General features: G+C 63.1%; 20 protein-coding genes. 17 read left to right on the forward strand and 3 right to left on the reverse strand.

Features of this window, described 5'->3' with window-relative positions; translation table 11 throughout:
* Positions 1-11: 11 nt before the first annotated feature.
* From rutR to HV822_RS10715, 8 genes are all read left to right on the forward strand, one after another.
* Positions 12-608: an HTH-type transcriptional regulator RutR gene (rutR, locus tag HV822_RS10680; protein ID WP_238873588.1), complete on the forward strand. Its 597-nt coding sequence runs from the start codon at positions 12-14 to the stop codon at positions 606-608.
* Between the two features lie 244 nt (positions 609-852).
* Positions 853-1860 (forward strand): isopenicillin N synthase family dioxygenase, encoded by a 1008-nt coding sequence (locus tag HV822_RS10685; protein WP_238869971.1) that lies wholly within the window; start codon positions 853-855, stop codon positions 1858-1860.
* Between the two features lies 1 nt (position 1861).
* Positions 1862-2248 carry a VOC family protein gene (locus HV822_RS10690; protein WP_238869972.1) on the forward strand — a complete coding sequence of 129 codons (387 nt, stop codon included), beginning with the start codon at positions 1862-1864 and terminating at the stop codon, positions 2246-2248.
* A 33-nt stretch (positions 2249-2281) separates the two neighbouring features.
* On the forward strand, positions 2282-3373 hold the full coding sequence (locus tag HV822_RS10695; RefSeq protein ID WP_238869973.1) for a BMP family ABC transporter substrate-binding protein: 1092 nt from the start codon (positions 2282-2284) through the stop codon (positions 3371-3373).
* On the forward strand, positions 3370-4887 hold the full coding sequence (locus HV822_RS10700) for an ABC transporter ATP-binding protein (RefSeq protein ID WP_238869974.1): 1518 nt from the start codon (positions 3370-3372) through the stop codon (positions 4885-4887). The genes HV822_RS10695 and HV822_RS10700 overlap by 4 nt, the downstream gene beginning before the upstream one ends.
* Positions 4880-5974, forward strand: coding sequence for an ABC transporter permease (locus tag HV822_RS10705; protein WP_238869975.1), 1095 nt, complete (start codon positions 4880-4882; stop codon positions 5972-5974). The genes HV822_RS10700 and HV822_RS10705 overlap by 8 nt, the downstream gene beginning before the upstream one ends.
* Positions 5974-6903: an ABC transporter permease gene (locus HV822_RS10710; protein WP_238869976.1), complete on the forward strand. Its 930-nt coding sequence runs from the start codon at positions 5974-5976 to the stop codon at positions 6901-6903. The genes HV822_RS10705 and HV822_RS10710 overlap by 1 nt, the downstream gene beginning before the upstream one ends.
* Positions 6904-6979: 76 nt before the next feature.
* Positions 6980-7756: an SDR family NAD(P)-dependent oxidoreductase gene (locus HV822_RS10715; RefSeq protein WP_238869977.1), complete on the forward strand. Its 777-nt coding sequence runs from the start codon at positions 6980-6982 to the stop codon at positions 7754-7756.
* Here the strand turns inward: HV822_RS10715 and HV822_RS10720 are convergent.
* Positions 7735-8679 carry an alpha/beta hydrolase gene (locus tag HV822_RS10720; protein WP_238869978.1) on the reverse strand — a complete coding sequence of 315 codons (945 nt, stop codon included), beginning with the start codon at positions 8677-8679 and terminating at the stop codon, positions 7735-7737. The two genes, HV822_RS10715 and HV822_RS10720, sit on opposite strands and share 22 nt — an antisense overlap.
* Positions 8663-10138, reverse strand: coding sequence for a flavin-containing monooxygenase (locus HV822_RS10725; RefSeq protein ID WP_238869979.1), 1476 nt, complete (start codon positions 10136-10138; stop codon positions 8663-8665). Before HV822_RS10725 ends, HV822_RS10720 begins: the two co-directional genes overlap by 17 nt.
* Positions 10139-10231: 93 nt before the next feature.
* Here HV822_RS10725 and HV822_RS10730 point away from each other — a divergent pair, with 93 nt between their 5' ends.
* The 3 genes from HV822_RS10730 (at position 10232) to HV822_RS10740 (ending at position 13732) form a co-directional block, all read left to right on the forward strand.
* A complete protein-coding gene (locus HV822_RS10730; protein WP_238869980.1) occupies positions 10232-11266 on the forward strand; it encodes an AraC family transcriptional regulator in 1035 nt (344 codons plus the stop codon).
* Positions 11267-11398: 132 nt separating this feature from the next.
* Positions 11399-12577 (forward strand): acyl-CoA dehydrogenase family protein, encoded by a 1179-nt coding sequence (locus HV822_RS10735; protein ID WP_238869981.1) that lies wholly within the window; start codon positions 11399-11401, stop codon positions 12575-12577.
* 12 nt (positions 12578-12589) lie between these two features.
* Positions 12590-13732, forward strand: coding sequence for an acyl-CoA dehydrogenase family protein (locus HV822_RS10740; RefSeq protein ID WP_238869982.1), 1143 nt, complete (start codon positions 12590-12592; stop codon positions 13730-13732).
* 235 nt (positions 13733-13967) lie between these two features.
* On the opposite strand, the gene HV822_RS10745 is transcribed toward HV822_RS10740, so the two are convergent.
* The gene (locus HV822_RS10745; protein WP_238869983.1) at positions 13968-14744 is read right to left on the reverse strand and encodes an outer membrane protein OmpK; all 777 of its coding nucleotides are present in this window, start codon (positions 14742-14744) and stop codon (positions 13968-13970) included.
* 204 nt (positions 14745-14948) lie between these two features.
* Between HV822_RS10745 and HV822_RS10750 the strand changes: the two genes are divergently transcribed.
* From HV822_RS10750 to cydC, 6 genes are all read left to right on the forward strand, one after another.
* Positions 14949-15308 carry a CidA/LrgA family protein gene (locus HV822_RS10750; RefSeq protein ID WP_238869984.1) on the forward strand — a complete coding sequence of 120 codons (360 nt, stop codon included), beginning with the start codon at positions 14949-14951 and terminating at the stop codon, positions 15306-15308.
* Positions 15305-16027 carry an LrgB family protein gene (locus HV822_RS10755; protein ID WP_238869985.1) on the forward strand — a complete coding sequence of 241 codons (723 nt, stop codon included), beginning with the start codon at positions 15305-15307 and terminating at the stop codon, positions 16025-16027. Before HV822_RS10750 ends, HV822_RS10755 begins: the two co-directional genes overlap by 4 nt.
* A gap of 182 nt (positions 16028-16209) precedes the next feature.
* Complete coding sequence (locus tag HV822_RS10760) at positions 16210-17604, forward strand: cytochrome ubiquinol oxidase subunit I (protein ID WP_238869986.1); 1395 nt, start codon at positions 16210-16212, stop codon at positions 17602-17604.
* Between the two features lie 11 nt (positions 17605-17615).
* Positions 17616-18623 (forward strand): cytochrome d ubiquinol oxidase subunit II, encoded by a 1008-nt coding sequence (cydB, locus tag HV822_RS10765; protein ID WP_238869987.1) that lies wholly within the window; start codon positions 17616-17618, stop codon positions 18621-18623.
* Positions 18607-20289 carry a thiol reductant ABC exporter subunit CydD gene (cydD, locus tag HV822_RS10770; protein WP_238869988.1) on the forward strand — a complete coding sequence of 561 codons (1683 nt, stop codon included), beginning with the start codon at positions 18607-18609 and terminating at the stop codon, positions 20287-20289. The genes cydB and cydD overlap by 17 nt, the downstream gene beginning before the upstream one ends.
* A complete protein-coding gene (gene cydC / locus HV822_RS10775; RefSeq protein WP_238869989.1) occupies positions 20282-21931 on the forward strand; it encodes a thiol reductant ABC exporter subunit CydC in 1650 nt (549 codons plus the stop codon). Before cydD ends, cydC begins: the two co-directional genes overlap by 8 nt.
* The last annotated feature ends 3 nt before the right edge of the window (positions 21932-21934 follow it).

Consider the following 21934-nt stretch of genomic DNA (forward strand, 5'->3'; position numbering starts at 1 on the left):
GCAAGCGGCAGATGGAGAGTAAGCGCAGCGCCATCATGGAGGCGGCGCTGGACGTGTTTTCCCGCTATGGACTGCACGGCACCAGTCTGGATCAGGTGGCCAGCCAGGCGGACGTGTCCAAGACCAACCTGCTGTACTACTTCGCCTCCAAAGAAGACCTGTACGTTAATGTCCTGCGTCAGCTGATGGATGTCTGGCTCCGTCCGCTCAAGGCCTTTAGCGTCGAGCAGGACCCGGCCGAGGCCATCGGCGATTACCTGCGCGTGAAGCTGGAGCTGTCGCGTGACCATCCGGCCGAGTCGCGGTTGTTCTGCCTGGAGGTCATTCAGGGGGCGCCGCTGCTGCTGGGTGAACTGCAGGGCTCCTTGCGTGAGATTGTCGAGTCCAAGGTCAGCGTGATAAACGCCTGGGTCGAGGCGGGCAAGCTCGCGCCCATCGAGCCGCATCACCTGATCTTTTCGCTGTGGGCCATGACTCAGCATTACGCCGACTTCCGCACCCAGGTTGAGGCGGTCGCCGGCCGCACTCTGGACGATCCGGCCTTCTTTGCCGAGACGCTGACCAATCTCAAGGCGCTGGTGCTGCAGGGCGTTGCTCCGCGTTTTTGATCTGCACCGATATCCTCGCCCTGTTTTCGGGCTAAACGCACAAACCGAGTGCTCTAGATCAGACCGTTTGTTCCAAAATAAGCGGTCTTTTTTCATTATCTATCTGTTTTTTAAGCAAAAAAACTTTTTGGCATAGTTGCTGCAAACGTCTCCGCTGATTGGAAAATGGCGCGTCGAACCGGGTTCGCGTGCCGCTTCTTCTGCTCAGCGCTCGCGCTGAGCTCCACTTGGAGGAAACGGTTGTATGACGCTTCAATACGTTCCCATCATCGATCTAGGGCCCTATTTCGGCGGGACGGCCGAAGGTAAGGCTGAGGTGGCCAAAGCGGTCAATCAGGCTTGTCGCGATATCGGATTTCTGGTCATTACCGAGCACCAGATTCCCAAGGAATTGATCGAACGGGTGTATGCCCTGACTTCACAGTTCTTTGACCTGCCCATGGCAGACAAGCGCAAGGCGGATCGTCCGCGTCCGGACATGGTCCGTGGGTACAGCGCGGTCGCTGAAGAAAGCCTGTCCTATTCGATGGAAGAAGCGGCGCCGGGCGACCTCAAGGAATCCTTCTCTATTGGCCCGACCGATGTGCCGGCCGAGCCCTACTACTCCGAAGACATGGCCGGCCCGCACTTTGCGCCGAATGTCTGGCCGCCGGCGCTGCCCGGTTTTCAGGAGGCCTACGCCGAGTACTTTGCGGCGATGGGTGATCTGGCCCGTTCGCTGATGCGCATCTTTGCGCTGGCGCTGGAGCTGCCGGAAACCTTCTTCGACGACAAGATCGACAAGCACATCAGCATGTTCCGCAGCCTGCGTTACCCGCACCTGAAAGAGGGTATCGAGGAAGGCCAGCTGCGCGCCGGTGCACACACCGATTACGGCAGCCTGACCATCGTCAAACCCGACGGCGCGCTGGGTGGCCTGCAGGTCTGCAACCGCGACGGCGAGTGGGTCGATGTGCCCTTTGTTGAAGACGGCTTTGTGGTCAACATCGGCGACCTGATGATGCAGTGGACCAACGACCAGTGGATCTCGACCCTGCACCGCGTGATCAACCCGCCGGAAGACGCCGCCGGTGATCAGCAGCGCCAGTCGCTGGTGTTCTTCCATCAGCCCAACTACGACGTCATGGTCGAGTGTCTGCCGAGCTGCCTGTCTGAAGGCGAGAAGCCGCTCTACGCGCCGGTCTCCTCGGGCGACCACCTCAAATCCAAGTTCGTCCGCCAGACGACCTTCGGCGGCAGCAAGGTGGCCTGATATGAGCAAGCTCTCCTACGTCAACGTTTTCGCCCGCGATATCGAGGCGCTCAGCGGCTTCTACCAGCGGGTGTTCGATTTCCCGGAAGTGAAGTCGATTCGCTCGCCAATTTTCGTCGGCCTGGATGCCGGCACCTGCTGCATCGGTTTCAACGCGCCGGATGCCTACGAGCTGTTGCATCTGGCCGAGCACTCCGACACGGCTGGCTGCAAGTTTCTGCTCAACATCGACGTCGACAGCCCAGCGGAGGTCGACCGGATGGTGCCGATCGCCGTCGAGGCGGGCGCCACCCTGATCAAGCCGCCGTATACCACCTATTACAACTGGTATCAGGCGGTGCTGATGGACCCGGAAGGCAACGTGTTCCGTATCAACCACATGATGTAGTCACACCACCTGATCGCAAGAAGGACTTTGGCAATGAAAAAACTGATTGCGGGCGCGGTATGCGCCCTGGCCGCCTGCGGCCTGCCGACCCTGGCTGCTGCCGAGGAAGGCGGATTTACCCTGACCGGCCCGGCGAAGATCGCCATGCTCTACATCAGCCCGCGCAACGACGGCGGCTGGACTCAGGCTTTCGATGAGGCGCGTCAGCGTCTGGAAGGCGACATCGGCCAGAAGATTCAGTACGTGGAAAGCGTGCCGGAGACCGCCTCGGCGATCAAACCGACCGTTGAGCGGCTGATTCAGCGTGGTGCCAACATCATCATCGGCACCGCCTTCGGTTACTCCGACACCTTCAAGGAACTGGCCGACAAGTACCCGGAAGTGGCCTTCCTGAACGGCTCCGGCACCACTTACTCGCACAACCTGGAATCCTTCTACGGTCGTACCTACGAGAGCCAGTACCTGTGCGGCATGGCTGCCGGCGCTGCGTCTGAAACCGGCAAGCTGGGCTTCGTTGCCGCCAACCCCTTCGGCCAGGTGAACTGGACCGTCAACGCCTTCGCCATGGGCGCGCAGCAGATGAATCCGGACGCGACCGTCACCGTGATTTACACCGGCGCCTGGAACGACCCGGTTAAGGAGCGCGCGGCAGCAACCGCACTGATCGACCAGGGCGCTGACGTCATCGGCCAGCACGTGGATAGCCCGACCCCGCAGATCGTTGCCCAGGAGCGCGGCGTCTATGGCACCGGTCACCACCGTGACATGAGCGAGTTCGCCCCTGAGGCCACTGTATGTTCCTCGGTCTGGGTCTGGGATCGCTTCCTGGCGCCTGAGCTGAAGAAAATCATGGCCGGCAACTGGGTCCCGGCGGAGAACGGTGCGCTGCTGTCGATGGAGCAGGGCGGTACCGACGTATCCTGCTGCGGCAAGGGTATCGATGAAGAAGAGAAAGCCAAGATCATGGCCGCCCGTGAGGAGCTGCTGAACGGCGAGAAGCTGATCTACGCCGGCCCGATTGCTGACCGTGACGGCAACGTCAAGGCGGCGGAAGGTGAAGCACTGTCCGACGGTGAACTGTGGTCCATGGACTGGTTCGTCAAGGGAGTGATTACCCAGCAATGAGTAACCAGAACGCGATCCGGCTGGACAGCGTCAGCAAGTCCTTTGATGGCTTCAAGGCACTGTCCGAGGCGTCCTTTACCGCTCGGTGGGGCGAAGTGCATGCCCTGCTGGGCGAGAACGGCGCAGGCAAGTCGTCGCTGATGAACATTGCCGCCGGGCTGTATGCGCCGGAAACCGGGTCGCTGTTCATTGACGATAATGCCGTGCGGCTGAATGGGCCGCTGGATGCCGCAGCCCAGGGCATCGGCATGGTGCACCAGCACTTCAAACTGGTGAAACCCTTCACCGTGGCAGAGAACATTCTGCTCGGCCTGCGTAACCTGCAAACCGGTACTTACCGGCAGCGGCTGGCGCAGGTTGCCGAGCAGATCACGGCCATGGCCGCCAGCCTGGGGTTCAGCATTGAGCCCCATGCACGGGTGGATCAACTGTCGGTGGCCGAGCAGCAACGGGTCGAGATTCTCAAGGTATTGCTGGCGGGCGCCCGCATCCTGATTCTCGATGAACCCACCGCGGTGTTGACCGATGCGGAGGCAGAGAACCTGCTGACCACGGTCCAGAATTTCGCGCATCAGGAAGGCGCTGCCGTGATCCTGGTGACGCACAAGATGAATGACGTGATGCGCTACGCCGATCAGGTGACGGTGATGCGCACAGGCTCGACGGTCGCCAGTCTCAAGCCGCAGACCGTGTCGGTCGGTGAGCTGGTCAAACTGACCGTGGGTGACGCACCGACACCGCCGCAAATTCCGGCTAGCCGAGAGGCGGGCGAGGTACGGCTAGCGGTTACCGAACTGCGCTCCAGTGGTGATGCGCCGGTGCTGCGGGGTGTGAACCTGACCCTGCGAGCTGGCGAGATTTACGGTATCGCCGGTGTGGGCGGCAACGGTCAGAGTGAGCTGGCCGGCGCCTTGATGGGCCTGCCGGAACCGGTAACTGGCGAGATGGAGCTGAGTGGCGAGGGCGATTTGCGCAGTCTCAGCGCGGCCCGTCGCCGTGAACTGGGCATCGCCTGTATTCCCGCCGACCGCTACAGCTCGGCGCTCGCCGCGCCGTTGTCGATCAGCGACAACTTTGCCATGGGCGATGTGCATAGCGGGCGCTACGGGCCGTTCTGGTTCCTGCGCCGCAAGCGAATTGAAGCCGACACTGCCGCCGCAGTCGCCGAGTTCGATGTGCAGGGCGTGCGCTCGCTGCAACAGAAAGCGGCGCTGCTGTCGGGCGGCAACGCGCAGAAGCTGGTGATTGCCCGCGAGTTTGCCCGCCCCCCGCAACTGGTCATCGTGCATAGCCCCAGCCGCGGGCTGGATGTGCGCGCCACCCTGGCGGTGCACGAACGGCTGCGCAGCGCGCGTGATGCCGGCGCTGCGGTGTTGCTGATCAGTGAAGACCTGGACGAAGTGATGGCGCTGGCAGACCGCATTGGCGTGATGTCGGCAGGACGTATCATCGGCGAGTTTGCCCAACCGGCAGACCGCCAGGCAATCGGGCAGGCCATGGTGAATCATGTTTGATACAACGAATTTTCAACCGCTGCTGGCGCGCCGGTACACCCTTGAAGTACGCCAGCAGATGGCCTGGTACTGGCAGGCGCTGGTCATCGCGCTGGCATTGGTAGTCGGCATGCTGATCTCGGCGGCGATTCTGGTCAGCGCCGGGGTGCCGGCCGGTGAGCTGCTTAATGAGTTTGTCATCCTTACCCTGTTCGACAGCCAGAGTCTGCGTGCGGTGCTGTTTCAGGCTGCGCCGCTGATCATGGTTGGTCTGGCGGGCTGTCTGGCGTTTCGTGCGCGGTTCTGGAACCTCGGGCTGGAAGGCCAGATGATCTGGGGCGCGATTGGCGCGACCGCCGTTTCACTGTTCGAGATCGGGCCGCCGTCACTGCGTCTGCCGCTGATGATGGTGTGCGCCATGGCCTGCGGCCTGCTCTGGGCGCTGGCGCCGGTACTGCTCAAGCTGCACCTGAAGGTCAACGAGATCATCTCCACGCTGATGCTCAACTACATTGCGATCAACTTCCTGCTGCATCTGGTTTACGGCAGCTGGAAAGACCCGCGCGATTCCTTCCCGTATTCGCCGCAGTACAAGGTGTTCGAGCGCCTGCCTGAGCTGTTCGATGGCGTCAGTCTGGCGGTGGTGCTGGCCCTAGTGGTCGCGCTGTTTGTGCTGTGGTTTACCGGCATCTCGCGCGCTGGCCTGTACCTGCGCTTTGTCGACAGCAGCCCGGGTGTGGCGCGTGCGGTCGGCGTGCCGGTCAAGCGGGTGATCCTCGGCACGGTGCTGCTGTCCGGGGCGCTGGCGGGCCTTGCCGGGCTGATGATTACCGCCGGGCAGGAAGGGCGACTGACCCATTCCTTCTACGCCGGTTATGGCTTTTCCGGGATTCTGATCGCCTTTCTGGCGCGCAATCAGCCAATCGCCGCGACCGTGGTGGCGGTGCTGGTGGCCACGCTGTTTGTCGCCGGGCGCAGTCTGCAGGTGTTCTATCAGATTCCGTTCTCGATGGTGCAGTTGATTCAGGCGATTCTGGTGATCTGCGTGGCGTCGTCGGAGTTCTTTATCCGTCACCGGATTCGCCGCATTCAGGGAGGGCAGGTCTGATGGACATGATTGCAAGCTGGATTGGCAACATTCCCGACTTCGCCGTGCCCTTCGCGCTGGCGGCCCTGGGGCTGATCGTGATCGAGCGCACCGGAGTGCTGGCGCTGGGGGCTGAAGGTTTGATGCTGGTGGGCGCGCTGGCGGGCATCGGCGCCTCGCTGATGACCGGCGGCGCGACGGTATGGGCATTGATTCTGGCGATGTGCGCAGCCGGTTTTGTCTCGCTGCTGTTTGCTCTGATGGTGCTGGTGATGCGCATCAATCAGGTGATCGCCGGGCTGGCGCTGGTGTTTTTCTGCCAAGGCTTGACCGGGTTGCTCGGCACCCTGCTGGATTGGACCAACAAGCCGGTTGCCGGGTTGAAGGCGGTGTCGCTATGGCCATTCTCCGAGTTGCCGGTGGTGGGCAAGCTGTTTGTGCAGAACCCGCTGGTATTCATCACGCCGCTGATCTTCCTTGCGGTGGTGCTGGTGCTCAATCGCAGTGTGCTGGGCCTGCGACTGCGCGCGGTCGGCGAGAACCCGCAGGCAGCGGATGCCGCCGGTATTCCGGTGCTGGGTTATCGCTGCGCCGCCATCGTCGCCGGCTCCATGCTGATCGGTCTGGCCGGTGCATACATCTCGGTGCTGAGCACCAAGATGTGGATCGCCGATATGGTTGGTGGTCGCGGCTGGATTGCCGTGGCGCTGGTGATTTTTGCTCGCTGGGCGCCGTGGAAGGCGCTGGCCGGTGCCGTGCTGTTTGGCTGTATCGAGGCGCTGATTCCGCAGATGGCCGCCTCCGGTATTCGCCTGCCGCAGTACTTCGTATTTATGACCCCCTACGCCGTCACCCTCGGGGTGATGATCTGGGTAGCGCTGGCCAGCCGCGACAGCAGCAGCCAGCCCGGGGCGTTGGGGGAACCCTTTATTCGTGAGGAGAGGCGCTAGCAGTTGTCGACGCGCCGGTGGCCTCGCCGACGCTTTCCACTGCGGCTAGTGATCTCATTAAGAACAGGATTTACCCATGCAAGGTGCAGTATTGATTACCGGCGCGACCTCCGGGTTTGGCGCCGCCAGCGCGCGCTGTCTGGCGCGACAGGGCTGGCCGCTGATTCTCTGTGGTCGCCGATTGGAGCGGCTGCAGGCGTTGGCTGATGAACTCAGTGAGCTGACCAGCGTGTTGCCGCTGCAGCTGGACGTACGCGATGCCATCGCCGTGCAGCGCGCTATCGATGAACTGCCGGAGCCGTTTTCCGGCATTCAGGTGCTGGTCAACAACGCCGGGCTGGCGCTGGCGCCGGGCCCGGCGCAGGCGGTTGAGCTGAGCGATTTGCACACCATGATCGACACCAACATCACCGGGCTGGTCAACGTCACCCACGCGGTGCTGCCCAAGCTGATCGCCTGGGGCAGCGGTGCAACCATCATCAACATCGGCTCCACCGCCGCCGGCAACCCGTATCCGGGCAGCCACGTCTACGGTGCCAGCAAGGCCTTTGTGCAGCAGTTTTCTTACAACCTGCGTTGCGACCTGCAGGGCACCGGTGTGCGGGTCACCGACCTGGCACCCGGCATCGCCGAGACCGAGTTCAGCCTGGTGCGCAACGCCGGTGACGCCGGCGCTGCCGACAAGGTCTATCAGGGCACGGTGCCATTGAGCGCAGACGATATTGCCGACCAGGTCGGCTACATCGCCGCGCTGCCTGCGCATATGAACATCAACCGGCTGGAAGTGGTGCCGGTACGTCAGGCCTGGGGGCCTTACGCCATTCACCGGGATCAGCTTACCGAGTCGGCCTGAGCGCTGTTCACAAAGTCCACCACCCGCTGCAGCGCCGCATCGGCGGCATGCAGCAGCCCTGCGTGCGCCTGAAAGACGTGCCAGAGTTCTGCATAGCGCTCCAGCCGCACCTCCATGCCAGCGGCGCGTGCGGTGTCAGCCAGCCGCAGGCTGTCGTTCAGCAGTACCTCATCTTCACCGACCTGCAGCAGCAATGGCGGCAAGCCCTTGAGCTGACCGAACAGCGGCGACACCAGCGGATTGGCGCGGCTCAGCCCGGCCGGGCAGTAGGCGTCGCGGGCGCTGTCGAGCCAGGAGGGATGGAGCAGCGGATCGCCCGCTGCAGGCGTGTGCAACTGCTCAGCGGTCATGTCGGTGACCGGCGAGAAGCACACCAGCGAGGCGGGCAGCGGTAGTTTGAGTGCAGCCAGCTTCTGCACGGTGACCAGCACCAGGTTGCCGCCGGCAGAATCGCCGATCAGGGTGATCTGCTCGGCTGTGTAACCCCGCTGCAGCAGCGCCTGATAGGCGATAACCGCGTCATCGCAGGCGGCGGGTGCCGGGTAGGCCGGAGCCAAGCGGTAGTCCAGCGCGCAGACATCGAATTGGCCGCGGCTGGCCAGTGCCGAGCAGATGCCACGATGGGTTTGCGGTGAGCCGATGACGAAGGCACCGCCATGCAGATACAGCAGCACCCGGCCGTTGCCGCCGCCAGCCGGGCGGTGCCACATGCAGGGCCGTCCGGCGATCTGCTCTGCGCTGCGGGTCACGCCGTTGGCCAGCGGCATGCCGAGGGTCAGCAGGCGCAGTACCCACGCCTGCACGGCAAAGGGCACGGGCGGGCGTATCAGGCCGCGAAACAGCAGCTTCAGCATGCCACGCAGTGCGGCGCGCAGGCCGGGTTGGCCGGGGCTTTGGTACAGCTCATCAACGTACCTGGACATAGTCGCTCCACGTGGGTTTGCGGGTCATCTGCCGGTAGGTGAAGGTGAAACCGGGCCAGTTGACGGTCTGCTTGCCGTCGGCGGTCAGGTACCAGCTCTGGCAGCCCTGCGCCCAGACGGTGTCGCGGGCGGCATCTTGCAGTTTCTGGTTGTAGCGCACCTGTACCTCCGGCTGCAGGTCAAGATAGCGCAGCCCGCGGTCGCGTCTGGCCTTGATGCAGTTGATGACGTAGCGGAACTGGCTTTCCAGCATGTAGATGATCGAGTTGTGGCCGAGGTTGGTGTTCGGCCCGTAGAGCACATAGAGGTTGGGGAAGCCGGCAATCGACATGCCCTTGTAGGCTTCGGCCCCGGCGCGCCAGGTCTCGTTCAGGTTCTTGCCGTCCAGCCCGCTGACCTTGATCGGTGCCAGAAACTCGGTGGCGGCAAAACCGGTGCCGTAGATCAGCACATCGGCCGGATGCAGGGTGCCGTCGCGGGTCACCACGCCGTCGGGCACCACCTTGTCAATGCCGTCGGTGACGATGCTGACGTTCGGCTGGTTCAGCGCCGGGAAGTAGTTGTTGCTGATCAGGATGCGCTTGCAGCCCATCGGGTAGTCCGGCGTCAGTGCGGCGCGCTTGGCCGGGTCAGTGACCTGCCGCTGCAGATGGCGCAGGGCGGCCTTCTCGCTGCGTTTGACCAGCGAGGTGAAGTGCACAAAACCCAGTGCCCGAGCCTCGTGGTTGAGGTACTGCCAGAGCCGGTCCAGCTGGTGCAGGACTGGCAGGCGGCTGAGCCAGCGGCGGCGGTTGTCACTGTACTCGGCATCATCCTTGGGCAGCACCCAGGCGGCGTTGCGCTGGTACAGATCGAGCTGGGCAACCTCGGGCACGATCTGCGGCACGAACTGGATGGCGGATGCGCCGGTGCCGATCACCGCTACGCGCTTACCCTTGAGGTCAACGTCGTGCTGCCACTGGGCAGAATGAAAGGCCGGGCCGGCAAAGCTGTCGAGCCCGTCGATGTTCGGCAGCAGCGGGCGGTTGAGCTGGCCAGTGGCGGCGATCAGGTTGTGTGCTGTCAGCGTCTCGCCGCTGGCGGTGGTGACCTGCCAGCAGCCGCTGCCTGAATCAAAGCGCGCCTCGCTGACTTCGCAGTTCAGCCGAATGCGTTGGCGCAGGTGGTATTTGTCTGCGCAGTGGCGAATGTAGGCGTGGATTTCGTCTTGGCGTGCGTACTTGTGCGGCCAGTCGGTACGCGGTTCAAACGAGTAGGAATACAGGTGTGAGGGCACATCGCAGCCCGAACCCGGATAGTGGTTGTCGCGCCAGGTGCCGCCGATGTCGGCGGCCTTCTCCAGCACCAGAAAATGGCTGATGCCGGCGCGATCCAGTTGGATCGCCATGCCGAGGCCGCCAAACCCGCTGCCAATGATGATGGCTTCGAGTGGTGCGGCAGGTGAGCGTGTTTTTGTCATTGTGTGCTTCCTCCTGTTGTCAGCATATTAGGTGTTGCCTAACGACGCGGGTATGGCATAGTCGGTCAAAAAATTGTGAGTTTCGGACACGCCATGAGCACCTCGACACCTCCCTGGCCGCGCCTGCGCAATATCGGTAGCGTGCAATTGATGACCCAGCTGGGCACCGAGCTAGGCTTAACGGTACAGCAATGCCTGGAGAACACCGGGCTGGATGTCATGGCGCTGGCCGATGGACAGGCACAGGTCGAAGCCGCGCAGGAGTTGCAGGTGGTTGCCAACCTGTTGGAGAGCCTGCCCGAGCAGCCGCTGCTCGGCCTGCTGGCTGGTCGTCGCTATCAGCTGAGTCGCTATGGCATCTGGGGCTATGCGCTGCTCAGCAGTGCCTCGCTGGGTGAGGCGCTGGAAATGGGGCTGCGCTACATCGATCTGACCTTCGCTTTCTGCCGTATCAAGGCCCGTGAGGAGGCGAGCGGCCACTGGCTGGTGGTCGACGACAGCTGGATCGCACCCGAATTGCGCCGTTTTCTGCTGCTGCGCGACAGCTCTGCCATCACCCGCATTCAACGTGAGCTGACTGGACTCCGGCAGCCGTTCAAATCGGTGCAGCTGGCGCTGCCCGCGCCGCCCGCCGCACTCCTCAGCGCGTACACCGAAGCCTATGGATGTACGCCGCAGTTCGATGCTGCGGAAACTCTGCTGGAGCTTGATCCCGAGCTGCTGGCGCGTGGCCTGCCCGGCGACAATCCGGCGGTCCGCCAGGCCTGCGAGCAGCAGTGTCACCAGTTGCTGCAGCGCTATCGGGTGCGTGACGGTCTGGCCGGGCGGGTACGCGAACTGTTGCTGGAGGGCGGCGCGGCGCTGCCGGATATGCCGTCGGTCGCCGCGCGGCTGCACCTGACCGAACGTACCCTGCGGCGGCGCCTGAGTGATGAGCAGACCAGCTTCCGCCAGCTGCAGGAAGAAACCCGCGAGGCGCTGGCCGAAGAGCTGCTGCGGGTGCCGGGGCTGTCGCTGGACGAGGTCGCACAGCGGCTTGGCTATGGCGAGGTTTCCAGTTTCGTGCATGCGTTTCGGCGCTGGAAGGGCATCAGTCCGCGGCGCTTTGCCCGGCAGCTGCGGAACTGATGTATCAGCCCGACTGATGGGTGACTATTCGGTCAGTCAACGGGCGCTTCGGTGAGGCCGCTGGCACGGTATCTTTGCTGTCGGACCTGTTCAGCACTTCCTGCAAACAAACGACAACAAAGGAGAACGCCCGTGGCCGATCTGGACGTATTTCGCCAGCAAACCCGTGCCTGGCTGGAAGAGAATTGCCCGCAGAGCATGCGCACTCCGCAGCGCTCGGATAATGATGCCTGCTGGGGCGGACGCAACTTCACCTTCGCCAGCGAAGACCAGAAACTGTGGCTGGAGCGCATGGCCGCCCGTGGCTGGACCGCGCCCGAGTGGCCGAGTGAATACGGTGGCGGTGGTCTGAGTCAGCAGGAGCACAAGGTGCTGCGCGAAGAGATGGCGCGCATCAACGCTCGCCCGCCGCTGTCCAGCTTCGGTATCTGGATGATCGGCCCGGCGATCCTCAAGTTTGGCTCCGAAGAGCTGAAGCGTCAGCACCTGCCGCCGATTGTCCGCGGCGAAATCCGTTGGTGTCAGGGCTACAGCGAACCGGGTGCCGGCTCCGACCTGGCCGGTCTGCAGACCCGCGCCGAAGATCACGGCGACCACTTTATCGTCAACGGCCAGAAAATATGGACCTCCTACGCCGACAAGGCCGACTGGATGTTCTGTCTGGTGCGCACCAACCCGGATGCCAAGAAACAGCTGGGTATCAGCCTGGTGCTGTTCGACATGACCACCCCCGGCGTCAGCACTCGCCCGATCAAACTGATCTCCGGCAGCTCGCCGTTCTGCGAAACCTTCCTCGACAACGTGCGGGTCGAGAAGAATCAGGTGGTCGGCGAGATCAACGCCGGCTGGACCATCGCCAAGTATCTGCTGACCCACGAGCGGGAAATGATCGGCGGCATGGGCCGCACGGCTGCAGGCCAGAAGACCCTGCCACAGATCGCCGTCGATGCTGTTGGTTTGGAAGACGGCAAGCTGGCGGACGGCATGTTGCGCAGCGAACTGGCGACATGGGACCTGGATGCGGCGGCCTTTGCCCTGACCGCCGAGCGGGTGCTGGACGAAGCCAAGGCCGGGCAGGGCGTGGGTGCGGCCTCGGCCATGCTCAAGTACTACGGCACCGAGCTGAACAAGCGTCGGCAGGAAATGATGGTCGCTCTGCATGGCAGTGACAGTCTGGTCTGGGAAGGGAAGGCCTCGCGCGAGGGTGCGATTCCGCGTACCTGGCTGCGCTCCAAGGGCAACTCGATCGAAGGCGGTACCACTGAGGTACAGCTCAACGTCATCGCTCGCAACATTCTCGGCCTTCAGTAAGGGAGCACTGTCATGTCTGCATTGGTACTTAACGAAGAACAACAGATGCTCAAGGACGCGGCCAAGCGTTTTATGGGCGAAAGCGCGCCGGTCAGTCAGCTGCGTGCGCTGCGCGACAACCGCGACGAAACCGGTTTCTCCCGTGAACTGTGGCAGAGCATGGTCGAGATGGGCTTTGTCGGCACGCTGATTCCTGAAGCACTTGGCGGTGCCCAGTTTGGTTACGTCGGCATGGGCCAGGTCAGTGAACAGGTCGGCCGTAACCTGAGCGCATCACCGCTGATCTCGACCGCCGTGGGTGGCGTTGCGGCGCTGTTGCTGGCCGGCTCCAGCGAACAGCAGCAGGCGCTGCTGCCGCAGGTTGCCGATGGCAGCTTGCTGCTGGCGCTGGCGGTCGATGAAGCGCCGCGCCACGCGCCGAACCGGGTGGCAACCCGGTTGCAGGCAGCTGATGGTGGTTATCTGCTCAACGGTCGCAAGGCCTTTGTGGTGGACGGTCACGTGGCCGACAAGCTGATTGTCTCTGCGCGCAGCGAGGGCAGCGAAGCCGATCAGGCCGGCATCAGTCTGCTGCTGGTCGACCGCAACGCGCCGGGCGTCAGCGTTGAGCGCACCATCATGGCCGACAGCCGCAACGCGGCGATTGTCAGCTTTGACAACGTGAAGGTCGCCGCTGCTGATCTGCTGGGTGAGGCGGGCAACGCCTGGGCCGCACTGGAACTGACGCTGGATGTGGTCAACGCCCAGCTGGCCGGCGAGTTGCTCGGCCTATCGCTGGAAGTGTTTGAGCGCACCGTGGCCTATCTGCAGGAGCGTAAACAGTTCGGTGTGGCGCTGAGCACTTTCCAGGCGCTGCAGCACCGTTGTGCGCACCTGTTCAGTGAACTGGAGCTGGTCAAGTCGGCGGTGTTGAAGGCGCAGATGGCGCTGGACGCCGGTGACGCCGAGGCGGCGCAGTGGGTCAGCCTAGCCAAGGCCAAGGCCTGCGAAGTAGCCGAATTGGCGACCAACGAAGCGGTGCAGATGCACGGCGGCATGGGCATGACCGACGAGTTTGATATTGGTCTGTTTATGAAGCGCGCGCGCAGTGTGCAGGCGTTGTTTGGCGATTACCGCTATCACGCCAATCGCTTCGCGGCGTTGCGGGGGTACTGAGTACTTGGTGGAGAAAGCCGCAGGCTTTTCCACCGGATGGCGCGGCGAATGCTGGAGAGCGCTCGCGCTTCAGGTATGCGGCTGCACCACTGGCACGGTCGGACGCGACATGTCGCGTCCCTACGGCAAGAGCGCAACTTCACCGTCGTAGGGCCACGACATGCCGTGGCCGTTGGCATTACGGGTGCCGCACATAAAAAACCGCAGCCTTGGCTGCGGTTTTTTTATGCCCTGATCAGAAGTGGTACTTGGCGATCAGGTTGGTTGCGCTCTGGTAGGTGTCCAGACCGAAGGTGCCGTTCGGGATGCCGTACTTGTGTTTCCAGTAGTCGTACTCGATACCGGTGTACAGCTGCTTCGCGGACCAGCCCAGCGCCTTGCCCAGATCGTATTTGATCTGCGGGTTGATGTGCAGGTTGGCGTGGTAGTTGTCGCCGTCGTTGTCGACAACCCAGTCGATAAAGCCGTCGATCAGCACGTCAGAGTTGCCTACCGGTACGGTGTAAGCCCAGACCGGGGTGATCTGCCAGATACCGCGGCCGCCTTCGTCTTTGTCGGCGTGGCGGTAGTAAGTATTCAGCTGGACGTAGTCGAAGCCGGGGATGCTCAGATCAATGGCCGGGCCGAGCAGGTAGTTTTTCAGGTCGTGGCGACCAAACTCGTAGGTACCTGCCAGCAGCACGTCGGTGACCGGGCCAAAGGCGAAGCTCTGGCCGGTGATCTTGCTCAGCGACAGGCGCGGCGAGATTTCACCGTAGTAGGTGCTGTTGTCGCCGGCGGCGTTGGTGCCGCCGTTGTAGTGGATGCTGTCGAAAAAGGCGAACAGATCACCCTTGGTCCAACCACTGGCGTGCTCGAAGGTGACCGTCTGCTGGGTGTCAGGGTCAACCTGGAAGTCGGTGCCGTACAGGTAGGTCAGGCTGTTGTTCTGCCACAGCAGCGGATAGGCATGGGCAAGGCTGCTGGCCAGCATCAGTGTGCTACCCAGGGCAGCGCGGGTCAGGCGACTCATGGATGTTTCTCCATTTTATAGTGGGGGTGTTTGGGGTGTAACGCCGGCGCGCATGGTATAGCAAAACGCGCCGTTAAGCAGCTGGCGCTCGTCGGGGAATCGCGGTGTTTCCAGGTTGGAAACGCTATTTCACCGTAGTAGGACTAGGCACCTGCTGGGTGAGTGTTTACCCTTGCCGCATCCTGATCTGCTGGACCTTGACTGATGCTGTTACGTGGACTGACCTGGCTGGTATTTTTCCAGCTGCTGGGCACCGGACTGAATGTGCTGGTGCTGCCTTTTTTACCAGGGCCGATCATCGGCATGCTGCTGATGGTGGTGTACCTGTGTGTGCGTGGCGGCGTCAGTGAGTCGATCAGCCTGGCCTCCAGTGGCCTGCTCACCTATCTGCCGCTGATTCTGGTGCCACCGGCCGTCGGCATCATGGTCTACGGCAGCGAAATCCTGGCTGATGCCACCGCTATCCTGCTAACGCTGGCACTGTCGCTGGCGCTGAGCATGCCGTTCTGTGGCTGGCTGATGCAGAAGCTGATTGAGCGTCAGGAACGCAGGAGGGCGCCATGAGCGGCTCTTTGCTGCAGGCCTGGCAGGCTGTGGTCGACCATCCCTTGTTCTGGGTTGGCATGACGCTGGCTGCCTATCAGCTGGGTGTGGCGTTGTATCAACGCACTCGACTGGCGGTGTTCCATCCGGTGCTGGTGTCGACCGCCGTACTGGTGCTGGTGATTCTGGCAGCAGGACAGGATTACGCCCATTACAGCGAAGCGGTGCAGCCGCTGCAGGTGCTGTTGGGGCCGGCCACAGTGGCGCTGGCGGTGCCGCTGTATATGAACTTTCGCCGCATCCGCAGCTATTTCTGGCCGGTGCTGATTTGCCTGCTGGTGGGCGGCACCCTGGCGACCGTACTGACGGTTCTGTTCGCCTGGCTGCTTGGCGCCGAGCATATGATCATGATGACCCTGGCGCCCAAGTCGGTGACCTCGCCGATCGCCATGCTGGTGGCCGAGCAGATTGGTGGCGTTGCCGCGCTGGCCGCGGTGTTTGTGATGTTTACCGGCGTGCTGGGCGCGATCTTCGGACCCTGGCTGCTGCGCCTGTGCGGGGTGGATCATCCGGCCGCCTGGGGGATGGCGATGGGCCTGACAGCGCACGCGGTGGGTACTTCGCGCGCGCTGGAAGAGGGGGAGGAGGCCGGCGCCTTCTCTGCCCTGGCGATGAGTCTGATGGGGACCGCCACCGCCTTGCTGTTGCCGCTGGCGGTTACCCTTTGGACTATGCTCTAGGGGCTACCGCCTGCTCAGTCGTTGGGGCGTGACTGCGGCAATCGGCCGCCTGTCGCTGCCGGAGTGTGCGGGGCACAATCGGCGCCTGGAACATTCCATGGCACCGGACGGTCAGAACCAGGTGTCAATCAAGGCGCCAAGGTTCGCATAGTCGGTGCCTCTTGCCCCGAGGAGCAGTGCACATGGAACTTGATCCCCTCCTGCTATCACGTATCCAGTTCGCCTTTGTGGTGTCCTTTCATACCATCTTTCCGGTATTCAGTATCGGCCTGGCCACCTTTATTGCCTTTCTGGAAATGCTGTCTTTCAAGACCGGCAATCCAGTCTGGGAACGCCTGTCCAAATTCTGGGTTCAGGTGTTTGCCGTGGTATTCGGCATGGGCGTGGTGTCGGGCATCGTCATGTCGTTCCAGTTTGGGACCAACTGGAGCAACTACTCCTACGCGGCGGCCAACTTCCTCGGGCCGATGCTCAGCTATGAGGTGATCACCGCTTTTTTCCTTGAGGCGGCCTTTCTGGGGGTGCTGTTGTTCGGCCGCAACCGGGTGCCGCAGGGCTTACACCTGTTTGCTGCCTGCATGGTGGCGCTGGGTACCATGATTTCCACCTTCTGGATTCTCGCCGCGAGCAGCTGGATGCATACCCCGGCCGGCGTGGAGTTGCGCGACGGTATTTTCTTCGTGACCTCCTGGAGCGAGGCCATTTTCAACCCCTCTTTCCCCTATCGCCTGGCGCACATGGTGCTGGCGTCTTTCCTGACTGGCGCCTTTGTGGTTGCGGGGGTGAGTGCCTGGTATCTGCTGCGCGAGCGCGAGGTGGAGGTCAACCGCAAGGCGCTGTCCATGTGTCTGTGGATGATCCTGATTCTCGCGCCAACCCAGGCGGTCGTAGGTGACTTTCACGGGCTCAATACCCTAGAGCACCAGCCAACCAAGGTGGCGGCGATGGAGGCCAACTGGGAAACCTCATCCGGGGTGCCCTTGCTGCTGTTTGCCTGGCCGGACAAGGACAGCCAGAGCAACCTGGTGGAAATTGGTATCCCGAAGCTGGCCAGCTTGATTCTGACCCACGAGTTTGACGGTGTGGTGCCGGGCCTCAAGGAAGTGCCGGTGGAGGAGCAGCCGGAGGTGGCGCTGGTGTTCTGGAGTTTCCGGGTCATGGTGGGCTTGGGGCTGCTGATGATCGGCACTGGTTTTGTCGGCTTGCTGCTGCGCTTCAAAGGCCGCTACTGGCAGACGCCCTGGTTTCTGCAAGGTTTGCGGCTGATGAGCGTGACGCCCTTTGTCGCGGTGCTGGCCGGCTGGCTGGTGACCGAAACTGGCCGTGCGCCCTGGCTGGTGTACGGTCTGATGACCCACGCCCAGGGTGTTACGCCCTCGCTGACCGGTGGCATGGCGCTGTTTACCCTGCTGGGCTACATCACCGTGTACGCGATGATTTTCAGTGCCGGCCTGTACTACCTGATGCGGGTGCTGCAGGACGGTCTGGAAGTGGATGCCCTGCATGGCGAAGAGGATGACGACGTGCACCGGCCGTCACGTCCGCTGTCCGGCAGCGATGTAACTCTGGAACATTAAGGGGGCTGAGCATGGAAACGGAAATCTTTGACCTGTCGATGATCTGGGCCATGATCATCGCCTTCGCGGTGATCATGTACGTGCTGATGGACGGCTTTGATCTGGGCGTGGGCATGCTGTTTCCCTTTGCGCCGGATGAAGACGCGCGCGATGTGATGATGAACTCGGTAGCGCCGGTCTGGGACGGCAACGAGACCTGGCTGGTACTGGGTGGCGCCGGCCTGCTGGGGGCCTTTCCGCTGGTCTATTCGATCCTCTTGCCGGCGCTCTACATCGGCGTATTTCTGATGCTGGCGGGCCTGATCTTTCGTGGCGTGGCCTTTGAGTTTCGCTTCAAGGCAAAGTCTTCACGCTATCTCTGGAACTGGGCCTTTGCCGGCGGCTCCTACCTGGCAGCCTTTGCTCAGGGCGTGGTGGTGGGCAGTTTTGTGCAGGGCTATGAGACTGAAGGTCTGGCCTATGCCGGGGGCGCACTCGACTGGCTGACACCCTTTACCGTGATGACCGGGATCGGCTTGATGGCCGGTTACGGCTTGCTCGGCAGCACCTGGCTGATCATGAAGTCCGAAGGCTATATCCAGCAGTGGGCCTACCGGATTGCGCCCTGGCTGCTCGGCACGGTACTGGCGGTGTTTGGCATTATCAGCCTGTGGACGCCCTCGGTTGATCCAAGTGCGTTCGAGCGCTGGTTCGCCACGGTACGCTGGATCTGGATTTTCCCGCTGCTGGCGCTGTTCTTTGCCTACCAGATCTGGAGCGGCTTGCGTAAGCGCAAGGAAGTGATGCCCTTTATCGCCACCATGGCGATGTTCTTCGCCACCTACTTTGCTCTGCTCTGGACCCGCTGGCCCTATGTGATTCCGCCCAACTTTACCCTCTGGGATGCGGCCTCATCACCCGGTTCGCAGCTGTTCCTGCTGCTCGGCATGCTGTTCGTCATCCCGATCATCCTGGCATATACGGCCTGGACCTACTGGGTGTTCCGCGGCAAGGTCCGCGTGGGTGAAGGCTATCACTGAGCCCGGCCGCCGCAGCCGTCAATGGCTGCGCCAGCAGGGTTTGGGCGTGCGGTGCTATCTGTACGCCGCAGTGCTGGCCGGTGTGCTGCAAACACTGGCGATCATGGCGCAGATGGGCCTGATTGCCTGGCTGGTGCATCACTTGCTGATTGAGCAGGCGCCCTTTGCTTCGCTGTTCTGGCCCGCGTCGGCGCTGGGGCTGGCAGTGTTGCTACGTGCAGTGGCGCAGGCCGCTCAGGAGCGTTGCGGGCAGCACGCCAGCGCACGGGTACGGCAACGCGCCCGTGAGCAGTTGACCGCAACTTGGGCGGCGCTGGGTCCGGTTCGGCTCGCTGGCCGCTCCAGTGCCGCGCTGAGCAACCAATGGGTCGAGCAGGTAGAGGCGCTGGATGGATACTACGCGCGTTATCTGCCGCAGCAGTGGCTGGCGCTGCTGTCGCCGCTACTGATTCTACTGTTGGTCTTCTGGCTCGATTGGCTGGCGGCGCTGTTTCTGCTGTTGTCTGCCCCGCTGATTCCACTGTTTATGGCGTTGGTGGGCATGAGCGCAGAACGAGTCAGTCAGCAGCATGTGCTGGAAGCGGGCCGGTTGGCGGGGCACTTTCTTGACCGGGTGCGCAACCTGACCAGCCTGCAGCTGTTTGGTCAGGTCGGCGCGGCCACCCGCTCGGTTCAGGAGGCCGCCGAGCGCTATCGTGCGGTCACTATGCGTACCCTGCGCATCGCCTTTCTCTCTTCTGCGGTACTGGAGTTTTTTGCCTCGGTGGCGATTGCCGTGGTGGCCATGTATATCGGCTTTGGCTTGCTGGGCTACATCGACTACGGTCCGGCCGGGCAACTTACCCTGTTCTCCGGCTTGCTGATCCTGTTGCTGGCACCCGAGTTTTTTCAGCCGTTGCGTAGTCTGGCGCAGGCTTACCATGACCGCGCGGCAGCGCTGGCGGCCGCCGACAGCATGGCGGAACTGCAAGCCGAGGCGGCGCAGGGGGCTCCTGTCTCAGGAAGGGCGATCGTGGCGGGCGAGCGTGACAGCATCACCTTGCATCGCGTGCAGCTGTCTTACCCCCAGCGTGGCACCGTGCTGCTCGATGCCAGCCTGCGGATCGCGCACGGACAGGTGGTGGCACTTACCGGGCCTTCTGGTGCGGGCAAATCCAGCCTGTTGCACTGTATGGCCGGTTTCATCAAACCGCACAGCGGCAGCATCAGCGTGTTCGGCCAGGCGCCGGGGCAGCTGCCGTTGGCCTGGCTTGGGCAGCGGCCGTTTCTGGTTCAGGGCAGCTGGGCAGACAATCTGCGTCTTACCGCGCCGCAGGCAACGGCGGCGGACATGCTGCGTGCGCTCGATGCGGTGGGCTTGAGTGAGTTGTTGAGCCGGCAGCCGAATGGGCTGGAAACGCTGCTGGGCGAGGGCGGCCGCGGGCTGTCGGGGGGGCAGGCGCAACGGCTGGCGCTGGCGCGGGTATGGTTGGCAGATACGCCGCTAGTGCTGCTGGACGAGCCCACCGCGAGCCTCGATGAGCGCAGCGAGGCCGAGGTAGTGCTGGCCCTGCGCGCCTTGGCAGACAGCGGCAAGACGCTGGTTATTGCCACTCACCACCCGGCGTTGATGGCGCTGGCAGATCGGCGCTATGTGCTGAATCGAGGGATGCTTGCCGATGGGTGAACTCAAACCCTGGCTGGCGCTGATGCTGCAGCGCCGCACGCGTCTGCTGGTGGGCGCGCTGTTGCTGGCGGCGACCCTGTTCAGCGCCATCGGCTTGCTGGCGCTATCGGGCTGGTTTATCACCGCCACTGGGGTGACCGCGTTGTTCTGGGCGGCGGGGCAGCGGGTCATGTTTGATGTGTATGTGCCCGGCGGCGGTATTCGCTTCTTTGCGCTCACCCGCACGGTGGCGCGCTACAGCGAGCGGGTATTCAATCACAATACGGTACTGCGCCTGTTGGCGGACCTGCGCGGTCGTCACTTCAGTGCGCTGGCGACGCTGGACGGGGCAACCCTGGGCCGGCTGCGCGCGGCGCAGTGGCTGAACCGCCTGACCGCCGATATCGACACATTGGATTCCCTGTATCTGCGTTTGCTGGCTCCGCCACTGGTGGCGCTGCTCGGCATTGTGTTGGTCTGCGGTGTGATTGCGCTTTTCCACCTGTCGCTCGCGGCGCTGCTCGGTGGCCTGTTGCTGGCACTGTTGTTGGCCCTGACACTGGGTATGGCACTGGCCGGCCTGCGTTACAGCGCCAGTCGGGTGGAGCAGCTTGATGAGCTGCGCAGTAAGAGTATTGAGCAATTGCAGGGGCTGGCCGAGTTGAGCGCCGCCGGCACCTTGGCGCTGCACCAGCAGAAACTGCTGCGCGCCAGTCGGCAGATGCTGGACGAACAGCTGGTTCTGCAAGGGCGTATCGCCCTGGGCCAGGCGCTGGCGACCCTGGGTGTGATGGCGGCGGTGCTAGTCGGTCTGTTCGGCGCTGTGCAGGCTTACACCGCAGGGCTGCTGTCCGGCCCGGTCATGGTGATGATTCCGCTTGCGTTGATGGCCTTGAGCGAAGGCCTGGCCGGCTTGCCGGCGGCCTTTGCGCAAAGCGGCGCGACCCTGGCTGCGGCGCAGCGCCTGAACCAGCAAGCGCAGTTGCACAGCCGGCTGCCCGAGGTGTTGGTGTCGGCTGCCTTGCCGGCGGAGCCGGACCTGCAATGGCACGACGTCTGCGTGTCGCATGCGGGGCTGCAGCACCTGAATCTGACTCTGTACGCCGGCGAGCGGCTGGCGTTGATTGGCGCCTCCGGCGTGGGCAAGTCCACCCTCGCGGCGCTGGCAGCGCGCCAGCTTGACCCCGACGCCGGGCAGGTGCTGGTGGGCGGCGTCGCCTTACCGGCGTTGTCGCTTGAGCACTGGCGCAGTCAGGTTGGCTACCTCACCCAACAGACCGAGCTGCTGCATGACAGCATCCGCGCCAACCTGCTGCTGGGTAATCCGGCCGCCAGCAACGAGCAGCTGTGGGACGCGTTGGAAAGGGTCGAGCTAGCGGATTTGGTGGACGGCCTACCTGACGGCCTGAATACCTGGGTGGGGGAGTCGGGCCGGCAGTTCTCCGGCGGCGAGGGGCGACGCTTGGCCTTGGCGCGGGTGCTGCTCAAGGACGCGCCGCTGGTGGTACTGGATGAGCCCTTCAGCGGCCTGGATGCAGCCACCCGCGAGCGGGTGAAGGCTCAGCTGGAACCTTGGCTGGCGGGCCGCACCGTGCTGCTGCTGGGGCACGATGCGCAGCTGCTGCCCCAGGCCGATCGGGTGGTCGGCCTGGAGAGCCTCTAACAA

It is taken from the genome of Halopseudomonas maritima (assembly GCF_021545785.1).
GTDB lineage: Bacteria > Pseudomonadota > Gammaproteobacteria > Pseudomonadales > Pseudomonadaceae > Halopseudomonas > Halopseudomonas maritima.

Bases quoted from the DNA above. Each gene is read 5' to 3' on its own strand.
- HV822_RS10730 (WP_238869980.1), top strand. From the start codon at position 10,232: ATGAGCACCTCGACACCTCCCTGGCCGCGCCTGCGCAATATCGGTAGC.
- rutR (WP_238873588.1), top strand. From the start codon at position 12: ATGGAGAGTAAGCGCAGCGCCATCATGGAGGCGGCGCTGGACGTGTTT.
- cydC (WP_238869989.1), top strand. From the start codon at position 20,282: ATGGGTGAACTCAAACCCTGGCTGGCGCTGATGCTGCAGCGCCGCACG.
- HV822_RS10710 (WP_238869976.1), top strand. From the start codon at position 5,974: ATGGACATGATTGCAAGCTGGATTGGCAACATTCCCGACTTCGCCGTG.
- HV822_RS10725 (WP_238869979.1), bottom strand. From the start codon at position 10,138: ATGACAAAAACACGCTCACCTGCCGCACCACTCGAAGCCATCATCATT.
- HV822_RS10745 (WP_238869983.1), bottom strand. From the start codon at position 14,744: ATGAGTCGCCTGACCCGCGCTGCCCTGGGTAGCACACTGATGCTGGCC.
- HV822_RS10750 (WP_238869984.1), top strand. From the start codon at position 14,949: ATGCTGTTACGTGGACTGACCTGGCTGGTATTTTTCCAGCTGCTGGGC.
- HV822_RS10720 (WP_238869978.1), bottom strand. From the start codon at position 8,679: ATGTCCAGGTACGTTGATGAGCTGTACCAAAGCCCCGGCCAACCCGGC.
- HV822_RS10715 (WP_238869977.1), top strand. From the start codon at position 6,980: ATGCAAGGTGCAGTATTGATTACCGGCGCGACCTCCGGGTTTGGCGCC.
- HV822_RS10760 (WP_238869986.1), top strand. From the start codon at position 16,210: ATGGAACTTGATCCCCTCCTGCTATCACGTATCCAGTTCGCCTTTGTG.
- HV822_RS10685 (WP_238869971.1), top strand. From the start codon at position 853: ATGACGCTTCAATACGTTCCCATCATCGATCTAGGGCCCTATTTCGGC.
- HV822_RS10690 (WP_238869972.1), top strand. From the start codon at position 1,862: ATGAGCAAGCTCTCCTACGTCAACGTTTTCGCCCGCGATATCGAGGCG.
- HV822_RS10740 (WP_238869982.1), top strand. From the start codon at position 12,590: ATGTCTGCATTGGTACTTAACGAAGAACAACAGATGCTCAAGGACGCG.
- HV822_RS10755 (WP_238869985.1), top strand. From the start codon at position 15,305: ATGAGCGGCTCTTTGCTGCAGGCCTGGCAGGCTGTGGTCGACCATCCC.
- HV822_RS10705 (WP_238869975.1), top strand. From the start codon at position 4,880: ATGTTTGATACAACGAATTTTCAACCGCTGCTGGCGCGCCGGTACACC.
- HV822_RS10700 (WP_238869974.1), top strand. From the start codon at position 3,370: ATGAGTAACCAGAACGCGATCCGGCTGGACAGCGTCAGCAAGTCCTTT.
- HV822_RS10695 (WP_238869973.1), top strand. From the start codon at position 2,282: ATGAAAAAACTGATTGCGGGCGCGGTATGCGCCCTGGCCGCCTGCGGC.
- cydB (WP_238869987.1), top strand. From the start codon at position 17,616: ATGGAAACGGAAATCTTTGACCTGTCGATGATCTGGGCCATGATCATC.